This is a genomic window from Fulvivirga ulvae (assembly GCF_021389975.1).
Lineage (GTDB): Bacteria > Bacteroidota > Bacteroidia > Cytophagales > Cyclobacteriaceae > Fulvivirga > Fulvivirga ulvae.
Window position 1 is genome coordinate 1,144,758 of sequence record NZ_CP089981.1, and the last position, 13,334, is coordinate 1,158,091.

Below are 13,334 nucleotides of genomic sequence, written 5' to 3' on the forward strand. Positions count from 1 at the left end.
AAATCATCACAACCATTATTAACCATTACAAAAATGAAAACCACAACCAACCAAGATATATCCTCCCGCCTTAACCTGCTACATGTAGAACTTGGTAAAAGCAAGGCCATTAAAGAAAAGTTCGATACCATCTATACTGAAAGAAATGGCAACTGGGACGCAATAATTGAAGACCTGGAATCGGAGGAAGATTTTAAGCCGGAGATTATTGCCAAGTTAAAATTCACTTACAATCTGGCTGAAATCACCCATGACAATGAGAAAATTATTGAAATATTCAGAAAAGATTCCAAGACAAATACTCTGAGGGATATAGCCAAAAATTATGGCAAAGAAGATCTTGCAAAAAAAATTAAAGCTGCCAAAATAGAAACTGAAGAGCAAACCCCTGAGGTAATAGCCAAAGAGATACACACTCGGCTATTTCACCTTGAGCCGACAGTAACTATTGCCCGAATGCTCGCTGACCCCAAAGAAACACCTGTTCCCAACAAGACCCTGAGTGGCAACATGGCTACTTTTCTGGCCAATCAACCTGATGATTTTAATATACGAAACACTTCAGTTTATGAGGCTTTTAAAAAGGAGAATGCATTTGACAACATTCCTGACAGCTCTCGTGCAGATGTGGTTTCGGGCCTTAAGGACTTACAACGCGTGGCTGCCATCAGTCCGGCACCGGAGGTAATGCCTGTATTGTTAGAAACCCGAATGACATCTGCATACAGGATCAGCGAGATGCCTGAAGAACAATTTGTAAAAACCTTTTCTCAAAAATTTGGCGAAAGTGGGGATGTTGTAGCCAGACAACTTCATAACAATGCTGTAAATGCCCGAATTCGTAATGAACAGGCACTCATTGCCATGAAGGAAGTCGGACAAGGCACCGGAGTTGATTTTATAGACAAATCGTTAAACATTTCAGCTCCCAATAATTCAGCCGATATGACAATGATGGCAATGTCTATTAATAAAGACGCCAATTACGCTGAAAGTACTGTGTATAATGAACTGCAGAAGCACAACCTGAGCTGGGATATGCTATTTGGTGATGCCGACTTCTGCGAATGCGGTGAATGCAATTCTGTTTACAGTGCAGCTGCCTATTTTGTAGATCTGCTTCAATATTTACGCAATAACAATATCGATGCAAACGCATCAGGGCCAGTGGCTATCAAACCCGACCCAAAAGATATATCCAATACCCCTTTGGAAAAGCTGTTTAACCGCAGACCTGACCTGGGTTGCCTCCAGCTTACCTGCAAAAACACCAATACTATACTGCCCTATATTGACCTGGTAAACGAAATACTGGAAAACTACCTGGTTTACCATCATACCAAACCTTTTAATGTTACTGAAAACGAAACAAGCGGTGAACTTTTAGCTCAACCTCAACATACCGAATATGAGGCATACTGCATACTTCACAAAGCGGTTTACCCCTTCTCGCTCCCCTACCACCAACCTATTGATGTTGCCCGGGTGTATCTCGACTATCTCGAAACCAGCCGTCATGAGTTAATCGATACCTTCAGGTCTCCCAGAAAAGAAAAAGCACCGCTGGTTTCTGATGAAGAGAATGCTGAAGAAGAGGCACCGGTTTTTACCAATGATGAAAAAGAAGAGCTTGACAAATTGCATACGGACTATATCGACAGGGCCGTTGATGCTGAGTTTCTTGGTATAACCCAGGAGGAGTATGTCATATTAACCAAGGAAGCCTTTATATCGAAAGAATACTGGGACAAACAATGTAAAAAAGTACATACCGCAGATGAGTATCTTACTAAAATAGGGGCAAAGGCCGTTCATGAATATTACGGATATGGCACTGAGGCAGAAATGCTTAATGCCGATGAAGGACTTAAGCAAGGGCTCACCTTTGTAAAAGATCAATTTCTTCGACGCACCGGCATAAAATATACTGACCTCGTCGAGCTGCTGAAAACCCGATGTCTCAACCCTAATGTACCCACGGGTAAAGCACTCACCATAATGGAAAGTATCGGTTTCAGTTATCGGTTTCTCCAGTCTTTGGTGGATAACAGCAGTTCCACACCAAAGGCCAGATATAAAAAACTGATTGATTTTCTGAATAAATACCAGCCACTCATTCCTTTATTGGAGGCCGTAATTAACCCTGACCCATGTGGAGAAAAACCTGATTTCTGTAATGATGACAAGGACTTTGAAAAATGGGTGTACTGCTACTTTGAAAAGGTTGGTAAAATAATAGTGCTTGAAAACGGAGCACCCTGCATCGATGGTAAATTCATTTATGAATACAATGGCTCTGACAACACATATGAACTTGTATTGGCCCAGATAAGAAACTGTCAGATAATCTTCATTGATGAAGAAACCGGTGAAGAAAAAGTAATTGGCCATATTGATAAATATACCGGTGAGATCACCTTAACAGATCCTGATGCCGATGCCAGCGGATGGCAATTAATAAAGTTTGTAAGCAGTAAAGGAGAAAAAGGGAAGATCCTGGAAGTCAATGGCAAGCTATATCTCGTAAGCGAAAACAGAAACCTGCCATTTGCCGTGAGTCAGGCTGACTCCTGCGACCTGGATACCGTAAGGCTGATACATCTGGACGGAAGTGCCGTCACCTCTGAAGAATATGATCACATCCACAGGTTTATCAGATTATGGATAAAACTCGGGTGGACTATTGATGAGGTAGACAAAGCACTTTTAGGCCTGGGCAAAGAAAAAACCACATGCCCTGATGACCTCATGCCGGACAATGATGACTGTAACAATGGATGTGATGATATATTTGAAGAATCAGACGGATGCAGTGATTGTGAGAGTGATAATGAAGACTGTGGGTGCGACGATTTTGAAATAGCCGATCCTGTTCATTGCGAAATAACACCCAAATTTCTGCACCAATTGGTAGCAGTTAAGAAACTACTGGATATCACCGGCCTTGAGCTGATCAAGCTGCTCACTTTTTGGACTGATATCAGCATTTCAGGTGAGAAGTCGCTTTACAAACGCCTGTTTCTATCCCATAACATTTTGGGAATTGACAAAGTATTTCTGGCGGATAAAAATGGTAATTATCTCACTAAGAATGCCAAAATATCTGATCATGTGCCCGTGATCATGGCCGCTTTCAACTTATCCGCAGATGATTTAAATGAGATCATGGAAGCCGAACAGATACAGGATTCCCTCACTTTATCTAACCTGTCTCTCATTTATCGTTACCGTCTGCTTTCAAAAGCCATCGGTCTAAAGATTCCTTACTTCATCAGTATTACCCCTTTGTTTGGCAATCCATTCAAAAGTGCACATGGCACCCTCACATTTACAAATCGATGGGAGAAAATGGAAAATGCCGGGTTTAACTATCGTCAGCTTAACTATATTATCAGGGGATATGACGATCCGCAAAAACCTCTCACCCCTTCGGATAAAGTCATATTGCAATTGGCCAAAACGCTTTATGACGGCCTCAATGGCATTGACACTGCACACCCCGATATGATGGATGACGAAGAGGTCACCACCGATATTGTACGTGCAAAATCTATATTGCTTTTCCCTCAGACAATAGTAGAACAAATAGCCGGCATTATAGAGGGCACAAATGTATTCACTACAAATGCTCCGAAAAACCTGGTTTTCACCATTGACGACAGCAAATCGCTCAAAAATAAACTGGTTTATGATGCAGAAGGGGGAAGAATACAAGTTACCGGCATATTAACCCTGGCTGAAAAGACAGACTATCAGGCGCTGAGCAACGATCCTGAATGGGCCAAATCGCTGGCCAGAATTGAAAAACAGCAAGACAAACTGTTCAAAGAAGCCCTGGGAGGCGTATTTGAAGAAGAAAAACAAAAATCACCCGAATATAAAATCATAGTTGAAGAGGCTGAAGCCATTTTGAAATCAGGTGATATAATGATACCGCTGGAGCAGATCCCCGACGGCCAGGAAGATCCGGGTACTGCACCTGAAAAGAGCCGGGCTTTCATGAAAATTTTCCTTCCCTATCTGCGGGCTAAGCTCACACACCTTTTCGTAATAGAGACCTTGTCTCAGTCAAGTGGCTTAAAACCAGATGTTACCAATGTACTTGTATCTGATGTACTCACTTCGGGCACGCCAGCTGCTCCGATCTACAACATCTTTGAAGCCATTAAAGAAAGTTCAAAACCCGCAGACAATAATTGGTCTGGTTATCTCATCCCTTCCAAATCTGATAACTTCACCATAATAATAAAAGAAAGTGATGACAGCCCCGGCGTATCCATAGATGGCGCTTCCATATCATTTACCCAGCAGGAAGACCCGACCAATGAGTGGTGGGGAGATGCCGTAAAACTGCAGGCCGGTAAGCTTTATAAGCTACAGGTAACAGGACTGGACCTGAAGCATGTATACTGGAAAACCCCTACCTCAGCTATTGAGAATATTCCGCCTGCAATGCTACTTCCCGACTTCACGACTTCTTACTGCAAAGAAGCTTATATCAAACTGCAAAAAGCCGCTATAATAGCTTCCGTTTTCGAGGTTGAAGCCGAAGAATTCAGTTATCTCGACGAAAACAAAGCAGATTTTGACGGGCTGGATTTTAACAGCCTGACTTTGAAGCAATGGCTGCGACTGGAGGCTTATGTCCGACTCCGAAATTCATTGCCAGAAACCGAAACCACGCTGATCGACTTTTTCAAGTGGGCACATTTCCCTGAGGACGCAACACTGCTGAGCTCAAAGATTGAGGAATTGACCACCTGGAAGAAATCATCGATCGAAAAGCTGATTGCGGAAGATCATTTTGAGATTGATAATCCTGACGCCTTTTATAATGAAATCAATCTCCTGAAACTTCAAAAAGCACTTGAAGTAGCAGATAAGATTGGAATGGACATTGACCTGCTGTTTGACTGGGCTAAGCCTACCTCCAACTTCAAAAAATGCCGCAAGATAGCAGACAGCATACAACACTCACTACGCGCTAAATATCGCCAGGAAGATTGGGAGCAGGTAGTTAAGCCGCTTAATGATACCATCAGAAATCATCAGCAATCGGCCCTTATTGCTTATCTGCTACAGCAGCCTGAGCTCATAGCCTGGGGAGTAGAAGATGCTGATGGCCTCTTTGAGTATTTCCTGATAGATGTTCAGATGGACGCCTGTATGGAGACCTCAAGGATCAAACAGGCACTTTCATCTACCCAGCTGTTTATTCAAAGATGCTTTTTGGGGCTGGAAGAAGAGCACAATGGCATTACCCCCGATATATTAGATAGAGACAGATGGGAATGGATGCAACGTTATCGTGTATGGGAAGCTAACCGAAAAGTATTTTTGTACCCTGAAAACTGGATAGAAAGCAACCTCCGTGATGACAAATCTCCATTCTTTAAAGAGCTTGAAGGCGAACTGCTTCAAAATGACATCAACAAGGAAAATGTTGAAAATGCCTTAAAATCTTATCTCTTTAAAGTGGATGAAGTCGCCAATATGGAAGTCGTTGGGCTATATATTGATGGTACTAAAAATCCTGATGGCCAGTGGATGGAGGAAAGCAAGCTTCACATATTTAGCCGTACTCGCAATGCTCCCTATTTATTTTACTATCGATACCTTGCACTGGATCAGATGAACTGGTACCCATGGACAAAGGTTGACATGGACATCCCGTCATATGACGTAGAAGATTCAGAAAATAAAATTATAGGCAATGGTTGTTATCTGATACCTGTGGTATGGAACGGCCGGCTCATAATATTCTTTCCTCAGATTATCAAGAAAACCGAGCCTGTTAACAGGACGATCAAGATCGGCTCGGAGTCAGAAAGGCAATTAACTCCCGAAGAGTTATCCAAATATCCTATGAGCGAAGGGGCTACTTCTGAGTTTTTGGAGATCAAACTGGGCATGAGTGAATTAAAAAACAACAAATGGACACAAAAAAAGCTCTCCAAAAATGCGGTTTATGACTTTGGCACAACTACTAAATCACAAACCACCGGAAGCACCACTATTAAAGAAACACAAAAGTTTTCGCCTGATTTAAGAAAGTACAGCTTTGTGTCTAAAAGTCAGACCGACTATATTGAAATTGGGGTATATGGTGTAAATAAAAACCGGGTAAATACCTTCAATTTCGATGGTGATAAAATTACTGTACCATTGGCAACAAGCCTTCCGGGCAGCTTACCTGCTCTGCCCATAGATTTTCACTATACTACATCGACTTTATATTCGATGCAAGTCAGTGGCTCGCAACTAACCTACTTTGGTATTGATCCTGCTGTGAGCTTAACCAATTCATTCAGCATGGCTCAGTATTACGACCTGTATCACGCATTCACCAAAAAACTGTTTACTTATCTTAATAAAGGGCAGCTTCAGGGATTTTTCAATTATAATTTAAACCCTGTTATAGATAAGCAAAAAGCCTACGGTGGTAACAACGGCACCTACCACGAATTAAAAAGGCCATATTCACTATACAACTGGGAGCTGTTTTTCCACACCCCGTTAATGCTCGCTGATGCATTAAGCAAGGCACAGCACTACGAAGAAGCCATGAAATGGTATCATTATGTATTTAACCCGATGGCCAAGGGAAGTGATGACAAACGGTTTTGGCAGTTCAGTCCTTTTAAGGAAATCAACACCCAGGATATACTCGATCAGATCTTCAGCAACCTGAAACCCAACACTGCCGACCAGGCGATTACGGAATGGAGAAACGACCCCTTCAAACCCCACCTGGTAGCAAGAAGCCGCCCTGTAGCCTATATGAAATGGGTAGTGATGAAGTATATCGACAATCTGGTGCAATGGGGCGACTATTTATTTCGTCAGGATACCATTGAAACCATCAATCAGGCCACACAATTGTATGTTCTGGGGTATCATATCTTAGGAAAAAGACCACAAATGATCCCGAAACGTGGCAAGATCAAACCTCAGACCTATAATTCGCTTTTAGGCAAATGGGATGCGTTTTCAAACGCCATGGTAGAGCTGGAAATAGCCTTGCCATTTAGTAATCAGACTACTCTACCCGTGGGCATTGACAATGGTGTGGTTGGGTTTGCCAATATTTTTGGTTTTGCATCTACACTTTATTTCTGTATACCCAACAACCCAAAACTTATAGGATACTGGGACATTATTGAAGACAGGTTGTACAAAATACGCCACTGTCTGAATATTGAAGGTGTTTTCCGTAATCTACCATTATTTGAACCACCCATTGATCCAGCATTGTTGGTAAAAGCTGCTGCACAAGGCCTGAGCATAGCATCAGTACTCAACGACCTGAACACTCCAATGCCCAATTATAGATTTTACTACTTACTGCAAAAGTCGCTTGAACTGTGCGGTGAGTTAAAAGGCCTTGGTGGTGCCATGTTATCCAGTCTGGAGAAAAAAGAAGGCGAAATGCTTTCTCTCATCAGAGCCAAGCACGAAAGCACCATGCAGAATATGATCATGGAAATCAAAAAGAAACAGCTTGAAGAATCTGAGAAAGCACTGGAAAGCTTAGGACAAAACAGGAAATCTCCCGAGCACCGCATGCGCTACTACCTACAGTTGATAGGCGAAGACGTAGCCAAAGTGCCGGGTTTTGAAACTGATTTTACAGAACTTGCCAATACCATTGAAAAACCCGTAGATGAAAGCGGTCTTAAGCTTATCAAATACGAAAAAGAGGATATGGACAAAGCGTCGGAAGCCAATAGCAAGCAAAAAGAAGCAGAGCTTCCAGAAAAAATTGCCAGTATACTCCACATTATTCCATCGTTTTCTGTTGATGCAAAACCTATTGGTATTGGAGCCGGGGTAAGTTTTGGAGGCTCCAACCTGGGAGCCGCGGCACAAGCCTATGCCAAATTTATAACCTCCGGAGTATCTGATCTGTCCTTTCAGTCTGCCAAAGCAACTAAAAAGAGTGGCTTCCTGAGGTCATTACAGGACAGAATTATGCAAGCCAATGCTGCCGGACTTGAGATCAAGCAAATAGACAAGCAAATGCTATCTCAACAAATTAGAATTGACATCGCCAGGAAAGAGATACTTAATCAGCAAAAGCTGATAGATCATAACCAGGAAATCGAGGAATTTATTAAAAACAAATACACCAATGACGAACTGTACACCTGGATGAAAGGCAGCCTGCGCACACTTTACTATCAGGTTTACAGCCTGGCTTACGAGCTTGGTAAAAAAGCTGAGAAAGTATTCCGCTTTGAAAGAGGCCTCACAAATTCAGATTTCATACAACCCGGATATTGGGAAGCAGGTCGGGACGGATTATTGGCTGGAGAAAAACTGTATGTAGGATTAAAACAGCTGGAAGCTGCCTACCAGGAGCAAAAAGGGTACGATTATGAAGTAACCAAGCACATTTCTCTTCGCAACCTTAACCCAATTGCTTTGATACAGCTTAAGGAAACCGGTAAATGCGAGTTTGCACTGCCAGAGGTACTATTTGATATGGATTACCCCGGACATTATAAACGACGCATTAAGTCAGTCTCCATGTCTATTCCTTGTATTGTAGGCCCATATACCGGACTGAATGCTTCATTAAGATTATTGGAAAACAAGTTCCGCAACAGTGCCATCGCGAAAGATAAAAACGATTACATAGAAAAAACAGAAGAGACAGATGAGCGCTTCAACACGTTTAATATACCTGTAACAGCCATAGCGGCCAGTTCGGCACAAAACGAAAGTGGTATGTTTGAGCTTAACTTTAAAGACGAGCGTTACCTGCCTTTTGAAGGTGCGGGAGTTATCAGCAAATGGCGGGTAGAGCTTCCCAACTTCCGTCAGTTCGACTACGATACAATATCAGATGTGATCGTTCATATGAAATACACTTCAAGTGAAGGTGGTGAATTGATGAAAAAAGCAGCTTTCGAATCGGTAATTGACTTCAACAAGAACAATGAAGAGATCGGCCAGCAAGAAGGGTTATTTTCTATAATTGACCTCAAACATGATCTGTCTAATGAATGGTATAAGACCATGCAGGTTAATGAAGGTGATACAGAACGTGTACTCACCATCAATAAACTAACCGATTATCTGCCCTACTATGTAAGGTTGGATAAAGATGGTAAGCCACGAGATCCTAAAAACATCAAAATCACTGATCTGATATTAACAGCTTCAACTGATTTACAAGCTTCCGATCTTGCCGTGGCACAGGATGAGGAGGAGATTAGCTTTACAGAGGGAGTGAAAATTGGAGATACAAAAACCTTTGCAATCAGAGATGAAGAGATCAAAGCAGAGAGCATACAGTTAATCATTAAAAATGTGGATAAAGAAATAAGTAAAGCGTTGCTGGTAGTCAGGTTTATTCTTAAATAATTCTGCTGCCACTATTTATTCCAATTAACCTAAACCCAGGAACTCCGGATACTGTATTAGTCATCACCTGATATTTTATCCGGTTTTTCATTTTAAAAAATCCAAATTCAAAGACAGGGATCAAAAGATTTGAGTGCAAGCATTTAAGGCTTCCATTGTCAGAGAGCAGTATAATCTGAAAATACATAGCTTGTGACTCTGAAAAGTAAAACTTTAAAGCTGCGTGGAAGTTTCGGAGAGATATATGTTTTAGAGTAATCCCCGGAAATGACACATTACGTTGTATGAATAAAATTCATGTAATTGTTAAAAACAATTCATCAAAGTAATTGGTCTTGGAAGGTTTGTGGTTCGTAATAGTATTATCACGCTAAACCTCAGCCTATTAGAGATGAAACACCTTTTACTCCTTTCAATTTTACTCTTTTCATTTACAATTTCAGGTCAGGACCTTTATGAAGTCCCGAAGATTAACTCACCCGTAGTGCTCGATGGCATAGTTGATGAACCGGCCTGGGATTCCGTCACACCATTTCCTATGACCATGTATACTCCTGTATATGAGGGTGAAATGACAGAAAAAACAGAAATACGGATGGCCTACGATGACGAATACATCTATTTCTCCGGCATCTTTCTAGACTCTGACCCTGAAGGTATCCAGGGCAATTCTTTGATCAGGGACGGTGACCCGGGTGGAGATTTTTTCAACGTAATGCTCGACACTTACAATGACAATGAAAATTTCAATACCTTCAGTACCATGCCTTCCGGCAATCGGCTGGATGCCGAAATACTGAATGATGCAGAAGGCGACCAGTCAAAAATATTCAATGCCAGCTGGAATACCTTCTGGAGCGTGGCCACAACTCAGGACGACCGGGGCTGGTATGCCGAAATGCGTATTCCCTTTTCCAGCCTGCGCTTTGACGATAAAAATGAAGACATAATTTTCGGCCTGATCGTACACCGCCTGGTAGGCAGAAAAAATGAGCGCCAGACTTATCCGGCTATTCCTCCAAACTGGAACATGGCACCCTGGAAACCTTCAAGGGCGCAAAAAATATTGATCAAAGGCATCCACCGAAAAAATCCTGTTTATTTCACCCCATATGTATTGGGCAGGATACGTGAGAATAATATCCATGACAGTACAGAAAATAGAATAATTAACCATGCTGATACTGATGCTGAAATCGGCCTGGATATCAAGTACGCCATAAGTTCAAACCTTACGCTTGATTTGACACTGAATACAGATTTTGCCCAGGTGGAAGCTGATAATGTACAGGTGAATCTCAGCCGGTTTTCGTTATTCTTTCCTGAAAAAAGGCAGTTTTTCCAGGAAAGGTCCGGGGTATTTAATTTTGCTACCAGCACCATCTCTCAAAACCGGATATTCCACAGCCGCAGGATCGGCCTGGATGAAAATGGCAACCTGCTCAGGGTTTATGGCGGCGGACGGCTGGTCGGACGGTTCAAAAATTTTGATGTAGCCGTCCTCTCCATGCAGACGGAAGGAAGCTCCCCTGACATCAGTTCAGAAAACTTTGGGGTGATCAGGCTCCGTAAAAGGGTGTTTAATCCTTATTCATTCGTCGGCACCATGTTCACTTCCAGGCTGGACTCCGAAGGCAATTATAATGTGGTAGCAGGTGCAGATGCCTTTCTCCGCATATCAGGCCCCTACTACCTGACCCTGAAAGGTGGCCATGTGTTTTCTGATAACCTCGACAACTCTGACAATTCGCTCGCCTATCTCAGGTGGGAAAGAAGGGCGGTCTCGGGACTAGGTTATTTTGTGGAAGCAGAACATGTAGGCAAAAATTTTGAACCCGGAGTAGGTTTCATACTTCGAAAAGATAACCTGGCATTGAATCAAAACGTAATCTACGGCATTTTTATTGACGGCCAATGGCTAAGGAAATTCGAACCTTTTATTAACAATTCTATTTACCTGAGAAATGATGATTATTCTTTGGAGACCATATCAACAGAACCCGGATTACTCACTTCATTTGTCAGCGGCGCTGATCTTTCTCTTTCGGTAGTAAGGGTCTATGATGAAGTAATCAACGGTTTCAGTTTATCGGATGAGAGCTATGTGCCTGCCGGTAATTATACCTATTCTTCATTCAAAGCCAGCTATAATATGAACGCCGGCCAAAAAATGAAGGTAAACTTAAGCTCTGAAGTGGGGCGGTTTTATGATGGAGATAAAACCTCCTTTTCAGTATCACCTGCCTGGAACCAATCCAAACATTTTGGAATTACTCTGAATTATACTTTCAACCGGATTGAATTTGCTGAAAGAGATCAACTGCTCAGGGCTGACATTGCCAGCGCTACGATACTGGCCGCCCTGGATACTCAGTGGTCCTTAAGATCATTGGTGCAATACTCCCAGGTTAACCATAAAGTGGCAATCAATACAGGCCTCCGGTATAACAAGAAGGAAGGTAATGATCTTTACCTGGTTTACAACCAGGTTACCAATACTGCTGACCGGGATATTGAGGGCACAGCATTACCAGGAACTGAAAGCTGGAGTCTGACATTAAAGTATACTTATACCTTAATCAAATAAATTGCAGGCATACTGGTTATGTCTTTAAAGATTTGTACTTCGCTGCAAACTGAGATGGACTCAATCCGGTCCACTTTTTAAAAACACGCGAAAAGTATGCATAATCATCATAACCCAGCGCCTCGGCAATGGTAGAAAGCGGGTCTCCTACATAGACAAGCATTCTTTTGGCCTCAAGCAGTATTCGTTCGGTGATGAGTTGGGTAGTCGTTTTCCCTAAGGTCTCGCGGGTAAGTCTGTTAAGATGTTTGGGGGTAATATTCATCATATCGGCGTAGGCCGCGGGAGATTTTTGACTCCGGTAATATGTTTCTATCAATTGCTCCAGCCGGTTGACCTGCAAGGAATAAACCGCCGAATTAAATGTCAAAGCCTTGCTTTCACCAAGGTAAACCCGGCTGAGCTCGATATAAATCAAATTTAGCAGCGAAGATATTTTTTGTCGACTGAAAAATCCTTTGTGGATATATTCACCATAAACTGATTCAAAAAAAGGCAAAATGTGCTTTACGGATTCAGCCTTAAGCATAATCGCAGGCTGGTTATGCACTGAATAAAAAAACGGAAAGTTGCGAATGGAATGATCGGTGAAGCCCATTTCAAAAAACTCCCTGGTATGGAAAAATATGTATCCATCAATATCCTCAGAAAGCTCCCAGTGGTGAGTCTGTCCCGGATAAAGAAAAAAAACACTGCCCGGGAGGATGGTATAACTGTCAAAATCTATTTCATGTACCCCTGACCCTTTAGTGAAAAGTACCGTCAGAAAGAAATCGTGCTTGTGGGGGACACTAATGGACTGGTGGTGATGGAGCAAATGATCTTTAAAAGTATTGCAATAAAAATCAGCAGATACCTTTTCTGACTCAAACAGGCCAATGTTCAATATTTTCATTTGAATAAATTAAAATAACATAATGTCCTGAAAGTACAAATATATACAACATTATGCTAACCGTTACTAATCCGTAAATAGCGACATTTGTATTGTAAAATCACAATGAATATGGCCCATCCAATTGTAAATATTATCAAAGGAAAATGTCCTGAATGTGGAAATGGACAAGTATTTGAGACGAAGGGAAATCCGGCTCTTCTTAAAATGCCAAAAATGCACGAACACTGCTCACATTGCAGGTTCAGGTTTGAAAAAGAACCCGGATATTTTATAGGAGCTATGTATGTAAGCTATGCGCTTACCCTGGTAGAAATGATCGCGATATTTATCTTATTCTATTTTATACCGGGCGTTAACCTTAATCATTTCATTTATATTATGATACCGGTTCTCCTGCTATTGAGCATGTTCAATTTCAGGATGGCCCGTATGATCTGGATGTATATTATCTGATTATTTGTATAAATAAAAGCCCCACAG

General features: G+C 41.9%; 4 protein-coding genes. 3 read left to right on the top strand and 1 reads right to left on the bottom strand.

Translation table 11 applies throughout. The features are described 5' to 3' along the window. The first annotated feature begins 33 nt into the window (after positions 1–33). Together LVD17_RS04780 and LVD17_RS04785 are read left to right on the top strand one after the other, a co-directional pair. On the top strand, positions 34–9,369 hold the full coding sequence (locus LVD17_RS04780) for a Tc toxin subunit A-related protein (protein WP_233765101.1): 9,336 nt from the start codon (positions 34–36) through the stop codon (positions 9,367–9,369). Between the two features lie 391 nt (positions 9,370–9,760). Next, the gene (locus tag LVD17_RS04785; protein ID WP_233765102.1) at positions 9,761–11,956 is read left to right on the top strand and encodes a carbohydrate binding family 9 domain-containing protein; all 2,196 of its coding nucleotides are present in this window, start codon (positions 9,761–9,763) and stop codon (positions 11,954–11,956) included. A gap of 16 nt (positions 11,957–11,972) precedes the next feature. On the opposite strand, the gene LVD17_RS04790 is transcribed toward LVD17_RS04785, so the two are convergent. Then, entirely contained in the window at positions 11,973–12,851 is an 879-nt protein-coding gene (locus LVD17_RS04790) for a helix-turn-helix domain-containing protein (protein WP_233765103.1), read from the bottom strand. Between the two features lie 111 nt (positions 12,852–12,962). Here LVD17_RS04790 and LVD17_RS04795 point away from each other — a divergent pair, with 111 nt between their 5' ends. Beyond that, complete coding sequence (locus LVD17_RS04795) at positions 12,963–13,307, top strand: DUF983 domain-containing protein (RefSeq protein WP_233765104.1); 345 nt, start codon at positions 12,963–12,965, stop codon at positions 13,305–13,307. Positions 13,308–13,334 lie beyond the last annotated feature (27 nt).